This window comes from Butyricicoccus sp., assembly GCF_977037065.1.
Genome location: NZ_CDRQNY010000005.1, coordinates 116,241 through 132,450, shown reverse-complemented (window position 1 = coordinate 132,450; position 16,210 = coordinate 116,241). Strand labels below are relative to the sequence as shown.

The 16,210-nt window shown below is 57.7% G+C and carries 12 protein-coding genes; 7 read left to right on the top strand and 5 right to left on the bottom strand.

Translation table 11 applies throughout. From position 1 onward, the window contains the following. The first annotated feature begins 282 nt into the window (after positions 1–282). On the top strand, positions 283–2,037 hold the full coding sequence (locus tag ACWVX6_RS03630; RefSeq protein WP_118760807.1) for a 1-deoxy-D-xylulose-5-phosphate synthase: 1,755 nt from the start codon (positions 283–285) through the stop codon (positions 2,035–2,037). Positions 2,038–2,322: 285 nt separating this feature from the next. On the opposite strand, the gene ppdK is transcribed toward ACWVX6_RS03630, so the two are convergent. From ppdK to ACWVX6_RS03605, 5 genes are all read right to left on the bottom strand, one after another. After that, complete coding sequence (gene ppdK, locus ACWVX6_RS03625; protein ID WP_118760806.1) at positions 2,323–4,956, bottom strand: pyruvate, phosphate dikinase; 2,634 nt, start codon at positions 4,954–4,956, stop codon at positions 2,323–2,325. A gap of 220 nt (positions 4,957–5,176) precedes the next feature. Further along, positions 5,177–6,892 (bottom strand): trypsin-like peptidase domain-containing protein, encoded by a 1,716-nt coding sequence (locus ACWVX6_RS03620; protein ID WP_455152380.1) that lies wholly within the window; start codon positions 6,890–6,892, stop codon positions 5,177–5,179. Between the two features lie 124 nt (positions 6,893–7,016). Beyond that, positions 7,017–7,511 (bottom strand): flavin reductase family protein, encoded by a 495-nt coding sequence (locus ACWVX6_RS03615; protein ID WP_118564200.1) that lies wholly within the window; start codon positions 7,509–7,511, stop codon positions 7,017–7,019. Between the two features lie 90 nt (positions 7,512–7,601). Next, positions 7,602–10,166, bottom strand: coding sequence for a DNA translocase FtsK (locus tag ACWVX6_RS03610; RefSeq protein ID WP_455152379.1), 2,565 nt, complete (start codon positions 10,164–10,166; stop codon positions 7,602–7,604). Positions 10,167–10,316: 150 nt separating this feature from the next. After that, positions 10,317–11,138, bottom strand: a complete 822-nt coding sequence (locus ACWVX6_RS03605; RefSeq protein WP_110435356.1) for a Cof-type HAD-IIB family hydrolase — start codon at positions 11,136–11,138, stop codon at positions 10,317–10,319. Between the two features lie 164 nt (positions 11,139–11,302). Between ACWVX6_RS03605 and ACWVX6_RS03600 the strand changes: the two genes are divergently transcribed. The 6 genes from ACWVX6_RS03600 to ACWVX6_RS03575 all read left to right on the top strand — a co-directional run bounded on the left by ACWVX6_RS03600 (position 11,303) and on the right by ACWVX6_RS03575 (position 16,191). Next, positions 11,303–11,515 (top strand): hypothetical protein, encoded by a 213-nt coding sequence (locus ACWVX6_RS03600; RefSeq protein WP_117489714.1) that lies wholly within the window; start codon positions 11,303–11,305, stop codon positions 11,513–11,515. Between the two features lie 20 nt (positions 11,516–11,535). Next, positions 11,536–12,810 (top strand): phage terminase large subunit, encoded by a 1,275-nt coding sequence (locus ACWVX6_RS03595; protein WP_455152378.1) that lies wholly within the window; start codon positions 11,536–11,538, stop codon positions 12,808–12,810. Positions 12,811–12,829: 19 nt separating this feature from the next. After that, positions 12,830–13,021, top strand: a complete 192-nt coding sequence (locus ACWVX6_RS03590; RefSeq protein WP_117489718.1) for a hypothetical protein — start codon at positions 12,830–12,832, stop codon at positions 13,019–13,021. Then, positions 13,011–14,570 carry a hypothetical protein gene (locus ACWVX6_RS03585; RefSeq protein ID WP_455152377.1) on the top strand — a complete coding sequence of 520 codons (1,560 nt, stop codon included), beginning with the start codon at positions 13,011–13,013 and terminating at the stop codon, positions 14,568–14,570. Before ACWVX6_RS03590 ends, ACWVX6_RS03585 begins: the two co-directional genes overlap by 11 nt. Then, positions 14,545–15,036: a hypothetical protein gene (locus ACWVX6_RS03580; protein WP_455152376.1), complete on the top strand. Its 492-nt coding sequence runs from the start codon at positions 14,545–14,547 to the stop codon at positions 15,034–15,036. The genes ACWVX6_RS03585 and ACWVX6_RS03580 overlap by 26 nt, the downstream gene beginning before the upstream one ends. A 123-nt stretch (positions 15,037–15,159) precedes the next feature. Continuing rightward, complete coding sequence (locus ACWVX6_RS03575; protein ID WP_117751069.1) at positions 15,160–16,191, top strand: FN3 associated domain-containing protein; 1,032 nt, start codon at positions 15,160–15,162, stop codon at positions 16,189–16,191. Positions 16,192–16,210 lie beyond the last annotated feature (19 nt).

Sequence of the window (16,210 nt, the reverse complement as noted above, 5' to 3'; positions counted from 1 at the left end):
TTAAGGCAATACCGCATAATTGAACAAGAGTGATTTGCGAGTAAATTTTGCGTACTGACGAGGCACAGTTTTGCGGTAATACTTGATGTATTACCGTGAAACTGCAACAAAGTCAGGACACAAAATTTCCGCAAAGCACCGCCGCTTTAATTGTGCGGTGTTGCCTTAAGGCACCTGATATCAGGTGCTTTTATTTTTGCATAATTTTTCGTAAAACCGCTTGACTTGGAGCACACTCCAAGTGATAGAGTGAGTTTAGAAAAAATATTCAGGAGGAAAACTATGTATATCGAGAACATCAACGGTCCCGCTGACGTGAAGAAGCTGAACATTAAGCAGATGACCGTGCTTGCGTCCGAAATACGTGATACACTGCTGACCAAGCTGAGCCGTCACGGCGGCCATTTCGGTCCGAATTTCGGCATGGTAGAGGCAACCATCGCACTGCACTATGTATTCGAGTCCCCGAAGGATAAGTTTGTATTCGATGTTTCCCACCAGTCCTACCCGCACAAGATGCTGACCGGCCGCAAGGACGCTTTTCTCTACGAGGAGCACTACGACGACGTTTCCGGCTACAGCAGCCCGCACGAGAGCGAGCACGACCATTTCACCATCGGTCACACCTCCACCTCGGTCAGTCTGGCCTGCGGTCTGGCCAAGGGCCGCGACCTCAAGGGCGAGGACGGCAACGTGGTTGCTATCATCGGTGACGGCTCACTCAGCGGCGGCGAAGCACTGGAAGCGCTCGACTATGCGGCAGAACTGGACGGCAACCTGATCATCCTCGTCAACGACAACGATATGTCAATCGCGGAGAATCACGGCGGTCTGTATCAGAACCTGCGCCTGCTGCGCGAGACGGGCGGCAAGGCCGAGTGCAACCTGTTCCGTGCGATGGGTCTGGATTACCGCTTTGTAGCCGACGGCAACGATATTGCTTCGCTTATCGAGGCATTTAAGGCCGTAAAGGACAGCACGCAGCCGGTTGTTGTGCACATCGTCACCCAGAAGGGCAAGGGCTACGCGCCTGCCGAGCAGCACAAGGAGGCATGGCACTACTGTGCGCCGTTCCATCCGGAGACCGGCGAGCCGCTGATGGACATGAGCGGCGAGTGCTATGAGAGCATTACGCTCGACTTTATGATGAAGAAGATGCAGGATGACCCGTCTGTGTGCATGATCACCTCGGGTACGCCGACCGTGCTTGGCTTCACCGAGGAGATGCGCAAGAAGGCCGGCAGGCAGTTTATCGACGTAGGCATCGCCGAGGAGAACGCAGTTGCGCTGGCATCCGGCATTGCGGCAAACGGCGGCAAGCCGGTCTACGGTGTGTACAGCACGTTCATTCAGCGCGCTTATGACCAGATTTCGCAGGACCTGTGCATCAACAGCAACGCGGCTACCATTATTGTTGCGTGGGGTTCGGTTTACGGCATGAACGATGTAACGCATCTCGGTCTGTACGACATTCCGATGCTGGCGAACATCCCCAACCTGGTTTATCTGGCACCGACCACCAAGGAAGAATATCTGGCGATGCTCGACTGGAGCATTGAGCAGAACGAGCATCCGGTTGCTATCCGTATGCCGGGCGGCGCACTGGTTTCCGACGGAAAGGCTGTTACCAAAGACTTCGGCAGGCTGAACACCTACGAGGTTAAGGAGAAGGGCGCCCGGGTTGCCGTGATCGGTCTGGGTTCGTTCTACCCGCTCGGCGAGCAGGCGGCGGCGCTCATCAAGAAAAAGACCGGCATACAGCCGACCCTTATCAACCCGTACTATATCACCGGCGTGGATACTGGCCTGCTCGAGAGCCTCAAGGCGGATCACGACGTGGTCATCACCCTCGAGGACGGCGTACTCGACGGCGGCTTCGGAGAGAAGATCGCGCGGTTCTACGGCGATTCTGACATGAAGGTATTGAACTTCGGTCTCAAGAAAGAATTTCTCGACCGCTATGACGTAGACGTGGTATTGAAGGACAATCACCTCACCGCAGAACAGATTGCGGAGGATGTGGAGAAGGTTCTCTAAAAATCGCGCGTAAGCGCGCATAAAATAGCATTTGCTCTGCAAATGCAAGAAAACCGAGGACATGCGCCACGCAGCGCGGCCAAAAAAAGCCGCGCAAGGATAGCGTTCGGTTTTTTACATCTGGAGGGAGAAAGTTTCTGAATAGGAACTTTCGGACGACTTTGGAACGGCCCACGGTCCGTTCCTGCTTGTCGGCGGAACCGTGGTTCCGCGACAGCCCAAACACGAAAGGCTTCGGAGCAATGCTCCGAAGCCTTTCGCGCTGTATGTCAAGTTTGGGGAGGTTTATGCCAGTCCAAGTTCCTTTACACGAGCCTGTGCCGCTGCCAGACGTGCGATCGGCACGCGGAACGGCGAGCAGGAAACGTAATTCAGGCCAACATTGTGGCAGAACTCAACGGAGGACAGGTCGCCGCCGTGCTCGCCGCAGATGCCGAGCTTGATGTCCGGGCGGGTGCGCTTGCCTTCTGCAACAGCGAAGCGGATCAGGCGGCCTACGCCGTTCTGGTCCAGACGAGCGAACGGATCGGACTCGAGGATCTTCTTGTCGAAGTAGGTCTCCAGAATGCGGCCCACGTCATCACGGGAGAAGCCGTAGGTCATCTGGGTGAGGTCGTTGGTGCCGAAGGAGAAGAACTCTGCTTCCTTGGCCACATCGCCTGCGGTGACTGCGGCACGCGGCGTCTCGATCATCGTGCCGACCATATACTTCATCTTCAGGCCGGACTGCTCGATCAGCTCGTCAGCCTTAGCCTTGATAACCTTCTTTACAAAGCGCAGCTCATTGACCTCGGATACCAGCGGAACCATGATCTCCGGCGTGATATGCAGGCCGTCTTCCTTCCAGACATTGATAGCTGCGGATACGATAGCCTCGGTCTGCATCTCGGCAATCTCCGGATAGAGAACGTCCAGACGGCAGCCGCGGGTACCCAGCATCGGGTTGAACTCGTGCAGGCTTTCTACCTTGCCCTTGAGCTTGTCGAAGGATACGCCCATCTCATCGGCCAGCTCCTTGATCTCGTCATCCTCGTGCGGGAGGAACTCATGGAGCGGCGGGTCAAGCAGGCGGATGGTAACCGGCAGACCGCCCATTGCGCGGTAAATTGCCTCAAAGTCGCCGCGCTGCATCGGCAGAATCTTGGCCAGAGCTGCCTTGCGCTGCTCGAGCGTATCGGAAATGATCATCTCACGAACCGCCTTGATGCGGGCCGGCTCGAAGAACATATGCTCGGTACGGCAGAGGCCGATGCCTTCTGCGCCGAACTTGCGGGCCTGCGTTGCATCACGCGGAGTATCGCCGTTGGTGCGAACGTGCAGGGTGCGAATCTCGTCAGCCCAGCCCATGAAGCGACCGAAGTCGCCGGTCAGCTCAGCCTCCTGCGTTGCGATCTCGCCGAGGTATACATTGCCGGTGGAGCCGTCGAGCGAAATAACATCGCCCTCGTGTACTACCGTGCCGTCGGCGAAGGTCAGGGTCTTATCCTCTTCGGAAACCTTGATGCCGTTTACGCCTGCTACACAGCAGGTGCCCATGCCGCGTGCTACTACGGCTGCGTGCGAGGTCATGCCGCCGCGGGCGGTCATGATGCCCTCGGATACGGCCATGCCGTCGATATCCTCCGGAGAGGTCTCCTGACGGACGAGAACAGCCTTGATTCCGGTCTTGTGGGCCTTGGCTGCAGCATCAGCGGTGAAGTAAACCGCGCCGCAGGCTGCACCGGGAGATGCCGGCAGGCCGGTGGTGATCGGCGTAGCTGCCTTGAGCGCTGCCGGATCGAACGTCGGGTGCAGAAGTGCGTCAAGCTGCTTTGCCTCGACCTTCATAACCGCCTGCTCCTTGGTGCAGACGCCTTCGTCTACCAAATCAACCGCTACCTTGAGCGCAGCCTGTGCGGTGCGCTTGCCGTTACGGGTCTGCAGCATGTAGAGCTTGCCGTTTTCGATGGTAAACTCCATATCCTGCATATCGCCGTAATGCTTCTCAAGACGGCTGGAAATGTCAACAAACTGCTGATAAACCTCCGGCATGGTATCTGCCAGCGCGGAGATCGGCTGCGGGGTGCGGATGCCGGCTACAACGTCCTCGCCCTGTGCATTCATCAGGAACTCGCCGTACAGCTTCTTTTCGCCGGTGGCCGGGTTGCGGGTGAAGGCTACGCCGGTGCCCGAGGTCTCGCCCATATTGCCGAATACCATGGACTGTACGTTTACGGCAGTGCCCCAGCTGTGCGGGATGTCGTTCATGCGGCGGTAGGTGTTCGCACGCGGATTATCCCACGAGCGGAATACCGCGCGGACAGCCTCCATCAGCTGCTTCTTCGGGTCCTGCGGGAAATCTTCGCCGAGGGACTTCTTGTAGTGATCCTTGAACAGAACGATCAGCTCGGACATATCGTCCGCGTCCAGTTCATTATCCATCTTAACGCCCTTTTTGTCCTTTACCTGATCGATAAACTGCTCGAAGGTGGACTTAGGCAGCTCCATAACAACGTCAGAGAACATCTGAATGAAACGGCGGTAGGAATCGCGTGCGAAACGCGGGTTATTGGTCAGCTTGGCAACTGCTTCGCAGATCTCGTCGTTCATGCCGAGGTTAAGGATGGTATCCATCATGCCGGGCATGGATGCGCGTGCACCCGAGCGAACGGATACGAGCAGCGGGCGCTCGGGATCGCCGAGGGTCTTGCCGGTGGTCTTTTCGAGCTTATCGAGGTACTCCAGAATCTGATCCTGAATATCCGGATAAATAGTCTTGCCGTCCTCATAATAACGGGTGCAGGCCTCGGTGGTGATGGTGAAACCCTGCGGCACAGGCATGCCCAGTCCGGTCATTTCAGCCAGATTGGCACCCTTGCCGCCAAGCAGCTCACGCATTTTTCCGTTGCCCTCCGGGAACATGTAAACATACTTTTTCATTTGGGTATTTCCTCCGTTTCGATTGATGCTCTCTCTAATACTCATTCTCTTTATCACGCAAGCACATTATAGCACGTTAGCGGTGAAATATTCCATTGTAGTATTATACCGATTTCCCACGAATATATTGTGCACTTTGACCAATTATGTATTTTTAACCAAAACTCAAACGTTTGCGTAAAATCTATCTTTTTAATTTATCAGAAACTTTGTCCAATTTTTATTTTATCTTTTTCGGTTTTTCTCGATTTTTGCGGTGTTTTGGGCGTAAATACGTTTCATGCCCGTCAGCTTTCATTTCATTAGGCGTAATGCACAAATTCCTGCAAAGAAAATCGGCGGTCTGAGGCAGACCGCCGATAGAAGCGAAGGAATTGCTGGAAACCACGACACTGATCGCAGGGATGCCGTCGTAGCTGGTCTCGTAGAGCTTGACCGAATACGGATACGTCGAGGACGAGGTGAACGAGCCGCCGGTGAACTGGTAGAAGGTATTTTCACCCAGTGCGGCGTAGTAGCGGAGCAGAATCTTGTCACCGGCTTCTACCTCTTCCCTGTCGTAGTAGTAGGTGGTCGTGGTGCCCTCCCGGATGGTGCCAAGCAGTGTGACACCGGTCACCGTGCCGAAATCCGGCACCGGATAGTGCTTGCTGTAGCAGCGCGACGCATCCGGCTTGTGGTTGCGGTTATACTCGCCGGGAGAGTACGCCGTACCGTCTCCGATCAGGCTGTTCAGGTAGCGGATCGGCACCGAGTAAGACGGTACGCCGCCGGAATGGCTGCTGACCGTAATGCCGACAACCTTGCCCTCATCGTTGATGAGCGCACCGCCGGAATTGCCGCTGATGACCTGCGCCGTACTTTCGATCATCGGTGCAAGGTAATCGTCGTTTTCCGGGTCGGTCACCTTGCCGGTCGTAACCGTTGCGGCACCGCCGCCCGGGTAACCGAGCGCGTAGACCGTGTCGCCCTCCTTGACCTCGGTGGTAACACCGAGGTACGGCAGCGTGCTGCCGACGACGCGGATATGCGCGATGTCCGCATCCGCGTCAAAGCTGTAGATCGTGACTTCCCGCTTGGTGCCGTCGTACATCTCAGCCACAAGGCGGTAAACGCCGTTGACAAGGTGTCCGCAGGTCACCGCATCGCCGCGTGCGCTGAGCACAACGCCGCTGCCGATGCCGAGGATGTTATTCTTGTAATCGTAGGCGTACAGCTTGAAAATCGCCGGTACACAGGCGCTGAACACCTCGTCCGCCGTCATGCCGACATGTGCTTCCACAGTGAAGCTCTGCCGCAGGTCCGGCTTTGCCATACGGGTGACGATAGCTGCAACCTCGCTGCGGCGAATATTGGTGTTCGGCTTGAAATCGTGCGCGTTATTGCTGCCCGTGAGCACGCCCGCCCGGTACAGACGGTACACATCAGCGGCATAGCCTGCCGACATGTCAACATCCGCAATCGCACCGTCCGCAATGTCGTTGATCGCGGTCAGAGCGTCCTCCGGCAGCGCGTTTGCAAAGATGGACGCAAACTGTGCTCGGGTCGCCGGCTGATCGTAATCCGCATAAGTCGTGTTAATAATACCATTTTCCAGCGCATACGTCACATACGGCTGATACCACGGACGCGCGGTCTCAAAATCGGTCGTGCCGCTGACATAGGTGCTGTGCAGACACGCCGCCAGCTTGATCGCCTGTGCAATCGTCAGGTTGCTGTTCGGCTTGAACTGGGTGGTGTTTACGCCGTCCACCAGCTTGTATTCATACGCCGCCTGAACATTCTGCGCGTACCACTCGGTTGAGGGCACGTCGGTGAACTGTCCGGCAGGATACGTTGTTTTCGAAGTAAAGTTTTCATAGCCCGCAAAAGCCGCAGGCAGCATGCCGACCATCAGCGCAGCCGCTGTGATCAGACTGAGCAATCGTTTTTTCACGAATTGCATTCCTCCCTTTTGAGGCGTGGGTTTGTGGATTGGGATACAGGGCCGCAGAGCGACCCTGTACTTCTTTCTTGATGATACACCAAAACCGTGAGGAATTGGTGAATTTTCTGTGAAATCAGTTCTCGTAAGCGGCTACGATCTCGCCGATATACATGGTGTGGTAGTCGTGATCGCCGTACCACTTGTCCTGCACTTCCTGAGCCATATCGTCCGGTGCGATGTCGGTCACACCGCGCTTGCGGCAGATGAGTACCAGCTCAGCCTCCTCGAAGGTCGGCTGACCCTCTACGAATACCGGCGTCAGGCCGCTCTCGTGCATCTTATCCATGTCACGGCCGGACTTGGAGCCGAGGGTATTCAGTGCCTGACGGTTGCCGTCCTTGAGCACGGTCAGGGTGAAATACTCGCCCGCGTCTACAAACTCCTTGGTGAAGCGGCTCTTGCGGATATAGCAGGTCGCACTCGGCTTGCCCCACATAACGCCTACAGCACCCCAGCTTGCGGTCATGGTATTCCACTTGTCCTCGGTGCCTGCGGAAATCAGCATCCACTTCTGACCGATCAGTTCGAACGGATTGAAAGACTTTTCGGCAATGTTGATCTTCTTCATGATATGTTACCTCCTGAGAGAATTGTTTAGCAAATTGAAAATGGAGAATGGAGAATGATAGAACGGCACAAAGATAGCGTTCATTTTCCATTACTGCTGCTTGTCGAGCGGCATTGTGCGGCGCAGCTTCATCTCCTGCCAGTCCTCACGCGAAATGAGTATCTGGCGCGGCTTGGAGCCTTCGGACGGGCCGATGATACCGCGGTCCTCGATCTGGTCGATGATACGCGCGGCACGCGAATAACCCAGCTTCAGACGGCGCTGCAGCATGGATGTGGACGCCTGACGGCAGTCCATGATGACCTCAATGGCTTCCTCGATGAGTTCATCCTCATCGTCGCCCAAATCGTTCGTGCCGCTGCTGCCGCCCTTGTTATTGCCCACCTGCTCGGCCTGCTGCTCGATGTGCTCAAGGATTTCCTCGCTGTACTCGGCGGTGCTGGTCTCCTTGATGCGGGCAATAACAGCTTCGATCTCCTCGTTGGAGATGAAGCAGCCCTGTACACGGGTCGGCTTGCCCTCACCGAGCGGCGCATACAGCATATCACCCTTGCCGATCAGCTTTTCTGCGCCGGTCGTGTCCAGAATGATACGGGATTCGATCTGGCTGGCTACCGCAAACGCGATACGCGACGGGATATTTGCCTTCATAATACCGGTGATAACGTCGGCCGACGGACGCTGCGTTGCTACAACAAGGTGCATGCCTGCGGCTCGTGCCTTCTGTGCGATACGGCAGATGGAGTTCTCGACTTCCTTGGCGGCGACCATCATCAGGTCAGCCAGCTCGTCGATAACGATGACGATCTGCGGCAGCACCTGATACTGCTCGGGATGACCGTCCTCGGTCTGCTCGGCTTTGGCCTTTTCGGAACGCATGAGGTCGTTATAGCCGACCAGATTGCGCACCTGATGGTCTGCGAACAGCTTGTAGCGGCGTTCCATCTCACCAACCGCCCAGTTGAGCGCACCGGCGGCCTTTTTCGGATCGGTAACAACCGGAATCAGCAGGTGCGGAATGCCGTTATAGTTGCCCAGCTCAACCATCTTCGGGTCCACCATGATCAGGCGGACTTCCTCCGGCGTGGACTTGTACAGCAGCGAGATCAGCATGGAGTTGATGCACACCGACTTACCGGAGCCGGTGGTACCGGCAATCAGCATGTGCGGCATCTTGGCAATGTCACCGATGACCGGCTTGCCGGTGATGTCCTTGCCGACGGCAAAGGACAGGCGGCTTTTCGCGTTGGCAAACGCAGGCGAGCCGATACACTCGCGGATAAAGACCGTATTGACGGTTTTGTTCGGCACCTCGATGCCGACCGCGACCTTATCCGGAATGGGCGCGATACGCACGTTTGCCGCGCCGAGCGACAGTGCAATGTCGTCCGCCAGTGCGGTGATGCGCGAGATTTTGATGCCGCGCGGGATGGTCAGCTCAAAGCGGGTGACCGACGGTCCGCGGACAATGCCGATGATCTGTGCCTCGATGTTGAACGAGTCGAGCGTATCGAGCAGGCACGCCGAGCTTTCGCGCAGCTCGGTCTCCGCACCGGCTACCGAAGCGTGCTTACCCTGCGTCAGCAGGTCGATCGGCGGGTAGTCGTACACCGGCGCGGGGGCCTTCTGGCTCTCGTCGATCTGCTCGTTCATGGCCGCCTGCTCGATTTCCGAGATGTTCTCGGTTTTTTTCGGCTTGGATGCCGGTGCGGGAGCCGCCTCCTGCTCGAACTCCGGCTCGGAAACGTGCGCCGGTTCTTCCTCCGGCTGCTTGTTTTCGACCAGATCCATAATGCTTCCGGCCTTTTTCTTCACGTTATCGCGCAGTGAGCGCAGATATTCGTCCGGCGCGATTGCCTTGCCGTGGCGCTTGTTCGGGTCGATCAGTTCCTCGCCCGGCTTATCCTCTCCGGGCGGATCGGCGTCGATCGGAATGTCAAAGTCGGATTTACGGTGCGCACGGCGCTCCTCTCGGCGCTGTGCATGCGCAGCTGCCGCTTCGTGGATGTTCGGCAGCTGAACAGGCGCTTCGTAGCGCTCACGCTCCTCCTCGTCCTCGTATTCATACTCAGGCGGACGAACCATGTCGTACAGCGCCTGCGGCGTGATGCGACAGGCCACCAGCAAAGTCACGATGAACAGCACCAGCAGGATGAGCAGTGCGCCGATGGACGAGAGCGCCCACTCGAGCAGGATGTACAGACCGCCGCCCAGCAGACCGCCGGACGAGCCTTCCATACCGGTAGAGAGCAGACCGCTGAGCGTGCTCATGGACAGGTCGTACTCATTTGCACACGAAAAGGCGTGAATGATACTGCTGATCAGCAGCGGCATGAGCGCGATACACGTTCCGCGCAGACGCACAGGACCCTTGGGACGCGCAAACAGCAGCACGGCGATGCCGATCAGCGCAAACGGCATGACATACGCACCCTTGCCGATGAGCGCACCGATGCCGCGGTGCAGCCACTTGAGCAGCACGCCGTCGATCGGCAGGATCGACAGCAGGCACAGCAGACCGACAATGCCCCAGATCGCGCCCCAGACCGGACGGGACAGGATCGGACCGAGTTCCTCCGGCTGCGGCTGTGCCGCACGCTTGCCCTTGGGTGCGCTTTTCGTCGATTTTTTAGTTGTGGTTTTCCTTGCAGCCAAAACTTTTATCCTTCAACTTTCTTTGTGATTCAATCTGACGGCGTTCTGCGCCGTTTTTCCGCTTTCTGCGGATACTCTGCAAGTATATTATAGCATAGAAATCCGATTTTTACCACTGTTTTTCCGGAAAACAGCGGCCGGTCTGCTCGTTTAGCCGTTCTCTGCGATGATGCGGTCGATGGCGGCGGCTACGCCGTCCTGTGCGTTGGTGAGCGTCTCGCGCAGGCACAGATTTTTGACGGCTGCGCTTGCGTTTCCCATCGCAATCGGGAGGGCTACGGCGTTCAGCATTTCAAGGTCGTTTTCGCTGTCGCCGATGGCCGCGGCGTGGTCGAGGTCGGTGCCCAGCTCGCGGCACAGCATGCCGAGAGCAACGCCCTTGTCCGCGGCCGGCGTGATGACCTCGAGGTTATCGGTCGCGCTGCTCATCACGCGGATACCCGGAATCTGTTCCAGCTGTGCACGGGCGCGCACGAGCATGACCGGGTCCTGGCTGCGGATGAACATTTTATCGACCGAAATGTGGTTTGTGGCAATATATTCCGCAACAGACGGCACAACTTTTTTCGCGCTTAAATAACCTTCATTCGACTTATACTTGCCAAATTCGATATCATCATACGGAGTAATGAGCAACGTCTCCCCTACATACACCATCGTGATCATGCCGATGCGCTCCACCACGGCAGACGCACGCACGGCAGCTTCCCACGGCATGGACATACGCATGGTGCAGCGCTCCTGCGACACACTCGACAGCGTCGCGCCGCCCGAGGTGACCATCTGGTCATCCGTGCCGAGCATAAGTGCAAAATCGCGTGCCTCGCCGCAGATTCGTCCGGTGGAGACCACAACATGAATGCCGCTCTCGCGGGCACGGCGCACGGCATCAGCGGTCGCCGGAGAGACCTGATTCTGCGGATTGAGCGCGGTTCCGTCTAAATCGAGCGCGATAAGGTCGATTTTTTTCATCTTCTTTCCTCCTGATACTGGCGCTGCTGCGCCGCATATTTTCCATCTTATTCAGCATACCGCAGCTGGGCAAAAATTGCAAGCAAATAAAAAAATCGAACATTTGTTCTTGACAAATTCGAATTTTGCTCCTATTCTATGGCTCATCGAAAGGAGGTGAGGCCATGTGCAGCGAAAACGAAAAGCCGGATCGGCTGATCCGCATGCTGTACGACATCGCAGACGATGCGGAAGCGCCCGCGAACAGCCGGCTCAGCGCGATCAAGGAAATTCTCGACCGGACGGTCGGCAAGGGCGTGATGCTGGGCGGCGAGCAGACCGAAGCTCAGCCGGTGGAGATCGTGTTTCGGATCGTAGACGATACGAATTCCCCGTAACACGGCGGCAGGCGGCGTTCATGCAGTCGGACACGCTCGAAACACTGTTCGGCGGCGCGGCAGGCGGCGGCAAAAGCCACGGTCAGCTGCTCGATGCTTTGCGGTTTGCGGTGTGCTATCCGGGTTCACGGCAGCTCATGCTGCGAAGGACCATGCCGGAGCTGGAGCGCTCGCTTGTACCGGCGGCTTTGCGGCTGTATCCGCAGTGCATTGCAAAATACAAGGTGAGTGAGCACCGGTGGGATTTTGCAAACGGTTCGGCGCTGGAATTCGGGTACTGCGACGCGGAAAGCGACGTGACCAAGTACCAGAGCGCGGAATACGATGTCATCCGGTTCGATGAGCTGACACATTTCACCGAAAGCCAGTTCACCTATCTGCTGTCGCGTATCCGCGGCACGAACGGATTCCCCAAGCAGGTCAAGGCGACGACCAATCCCGGCGGTGTCGGTCACCAGTGGGTGAAGAGCCGGTTTATCGACTCCATGCCGCCGGACACCGTGCGCGAGTTCGACGGCGGCACGCGGCTGTTTCTGCCCGCAAGACTGGGTGACAACCCGTTTCTCCGCAAGGCGGATGCAGGCTACGAGAAACGCCTGAAGCTGCTCTCTCCCACCGACCGGAAAGCACTGCTCGACGGCGTGTGGGAACTGAACGAGGGACAGTATTTCAGCGAATTCTCACGCGACCTGCATGTTGTAAAGCCGTATGCCATCCCGCACAACTGGCGGCGCTGCCTGACCATCGACTACGGTCTGGACATGCTGGCAGCGCTTTGGATCGCGCAAAGTCCGGACGGACACAGCGTGGTCTACCGCGAACTCTACCGTCCGGGACTCATTATTTCGGATGCAGCGGCGCAGATACTTGCCTGTGAGACGGCCGGAGAACGCATTGACTGCCGTCTCGCGCCGCCCGATCTGTGGAACCGACGGCAGGAAACCGGCAGAAGCGCGGTAGAGCTGTTCGCGGACAGCGGACTGGATTTTGTCAAAAGCAGCAATGAACGCGTCGCCGGATGGCTGGCGCTGCACGAACTGCTTATGCCGCGCAAGGATACGGACGGCGCCGTTCGACCTCGGCTGACGATTTTCGACACCTGCCGCAATCTGATCCGCACGCTGCCTGCGCTGCAGCACGACAAGCGCAATCCGTCCGACACAGCGAACACGCCGCACGAGCTGACCCATGCGCCGGATGCGCTCCGCGGGTACGCCGCGACCGTGTACGAGCCGGTTAAGGCTGTCCCTCAGTCAGCGTATGACTGCGAGGTAGGCGAATTTCTCAGGTTTTAGCACAGCAAAGGAGGATTTGATGGAAATTTTATGTTACACGCTGTCTGCGGCGATACTGGTCCTGACCGGTGCAATCATCTCCGGCGGTGTGGTTCTGCCGCGGCGTTTGCCGAAGGAGCACACGGCAGAATCTACGCCGGAGGATACGCTCAGCCGCGATCTGGCGGCGCTGATGAACTACGGACGAGAGGAGGACAACGATGAAATTTGATCCGTCACCGACGGCAATCTGGAAGAAATATGAGCGCGACCACGACTACAAGCGCTCGATCGGTTTATATGACCGTGTTCGGCGCAACGAGGCGTTTTACCTCGGCAGGCAGTGGGAGGGACTGCGCGTGCAGTCCCTCGACCCGCTGATCTTCAACGTGCTGCGCCGCTGTGTCAACCTGTTTGTGTCCATGCTGGTCTCCGACGACGTGTCGGTACGCGCCCAGCCGTTCGACATGGACAAGGACGGTCGGCAGACCGCGCATGTGCTCGAGCGTGCGTTTGCATCCGCGATCGAGCGTTCGGGTGTCAAGGCACTCGGCCGCCCGCTGCTGAAAAACGCCTGTGTGGACGGCGACGCATGCTTCTACATGCACTTTGATCCGGCGCTTGAGACCGGTCAGGCGGTCAAGGGCGATATTGCGGTGGAGCTGATTGATTCCACGAACATCTGCTTCGGCAACGCCGCCTGCGATGAGGTACAGCGCCAGCCGTACATTATCATTGCCATGCGGCGCGACGCGGATGAGGTGCGGCAGGAAGCGCGTGCCAACGGCATCTCCGCGAGCGACGCAGAAGCCATTCGACCGGATGATACGGGCGAGTACCACCGTTACCGCACCTCGAGCGACAGCGACCGCGTAACCGTACTCCTGCACATGCGCAGGACCGAGAACGGCATTGCCTTCTGCAAGACCACACGGAATGCCGTTGTCATGCCCGAAAAGGTGCTTCCCTATCGGCTGTATCCGGTGACGCATCTGTGCTGGAACCGCGTGCGCGGCTCGTGCCACGGCGAAAGCCCGCTGACCGAGGCCATTCCGAACCAGATTGCCATCAATAAGCTGTACTCGATGTACGTCCAGTGCATCAAGCAGGTGGCATTCCCTAAGATCGTGTACGACATGACACGCTTCCCGAACGGCTGGTCGAACGATGTCGGCAAGGCGATCGGCATGCGCGGCAACCCGAATGAAGCGATCGCTGCCGCATTCCGCGCACCGGATATCTCGGCGCAGGTGCTGCAGCTGCTCAAGCAAATGATGACCGATACCGCCGAGCTCATGGGCGCAAGCGAGGCTGCACTCGGTACGGTCAATCCGGACAACACCTCGGCCATTATCGCGGTGCAGAACGCCACGGCGGCGCCGCTCGAGCTGACCAAAATGGAGTTCTACCGCTTCACTGAGGACTGGGCGCGCGTGTTCCTTGACCTGATGGGCGCGCACTACGGCGTGCGCACGCTCGTTCTGCCGAACGAGGACGGCGGCGAACCCGAAAAATGCACGTTCGACTTCTCCGCTCTCGCCGGACAGGACATGCGCCTGCAGGTGGATGTCGGCGCGGCAAGCTACTGGTCCGAAACCATGCAGACGATGACAAACGATCATCTGCTGGAGAGCGGCGTTATTTCCGACCCGCTCGTATATCTGGAAAACGTACCGGATTATCAGGTACGCGGCAAACACGACCTGCTGCACGCACTCCGCGTACAGCGACAGCAGCAAAAGGAGGCAAACAGTAATGCAGAAAACCACAGTGAATCCTAATCCTGAGCAGGAACTGACGGTCAATCCGTTCGCACAGGAGCAGGCGGCGGAAACCCAGCCGCAGGAAAATGCGCAGACCTATCCGGTCGAGGTGGACGGCGACATCGTCGAACTGACGCTTGAGGAGCTGATCGACGCAGCCGCACAGGGACTTTCCAAGCGCAACGCGTACATCCGCCGTAATCGTGCGGCAAACGCCCTGCCGAACGGCCAGATCTACGCCGCGTTTGTCGAGGAATATCCCGATGTCCGTCCCGAGGACATTCCGCAGCAGGTATGGGAGTGGGCGCAGCAGGAAGGCTCGCTCGTATCCGCGTACCGCAAGTGGGAGATTGCCGAGCTGAGAGACGAACTGGCAGCGCTCGAGATGAACCAGAAGAACCGCCGTGCGGCGGTCGGTCCGGCGCAGTCGGACGGCGAGCCCACCGGCGTTGACCCGGTAACGCTCGCACTCTTAGGAAAGTAAAAAAGAGTGGAGATTGAAGAGTGAAGAGTGGAGATTTCGTCACGCTTTCGTTCTCTTCACTCTCAACTCTGCACTCTCCACTCTTAAACAACCTATCTAACAACTATGCAGGAGGTAAATTTTATGGCTATCAATCTCGCAAGCAAGTATTCCGACCAGATTGCGGAGGTATTTACCCGTGCGTCCTTCATCAAGGGCAAGACCGCAGAGACGTATGACCTGACCGGCGTGAAAACGCTCAAGGTTTACACCCCGATCACGGTGGAAGAGGTCGATTACGACCGTGACGGCGGTCTGAAGCGCTACGGCGATGTGACTGAAATGCAGGACGTAGTGCAGGAGCTGACCATGACGCAGGACAAGGCGTTTACCCTGACCATCGACAAGGGCAACAACCTCGATCAGAATCTGGTCAAGAATGCCGCCGACATGCTGCGCCTGCAGCTGAACGAGAAGTCCACACCGGCGGCGGACAAGTACGCATTCAAGCGCTTCGTCACCATGGCGGGCAGCATTGTGGAAAGTGCAAAGCCGACCAAGGCGAATATCATCAGCAAGATTGCGGATGCGTCGCAGGCACTTGACGATGCACTTGTGCCGGACGACAATCGCTATCTGTACCTGACCAGCGAAATGTACAAGCTGGTGTGCACCTCGGACGAGTTTGCCGGTGTGGATGTGCTGGCGCGTCAGTCCATCGCCAAGGGTGTGTGCGGCGAGGTATTCGGCATGAATGTCGTCCGCGTACCCAAGAGCTATCTGCCGGAGGACGTGTACTTCCTCGTGGCACACAAGGATGCCGTGCTCATGCCGTACAAGATCGCGGATGCCAAAGTGCATGAGGACCCGGTCGGCGTGTCCGGTGCGCTGATCGAGGGTCGTCACTACTACGACGCGTATGTGCTCGGCGCAAAGTGCGGCGGCGTGTATGCACTGGTCGATGAGGACTGCCGCTCGAGCGCACCGACCATCAGCCAGGGCAAGATCACCGCGTTCGGCAAGGTGCGCTACACCCTGGACGGCTCGGATCCGCGCTACTCGGATTCCGCAAAGGATTACGTTGCCGGCACCGTGCTGACGCCTGAAACCGGCTGCAAGATCCGCGCATACTGCGTGCAGTCCGGCGCGTATCCGTCCGAGGTAGCGGAAGGCTAAATTCAGATAGCAGATAAGC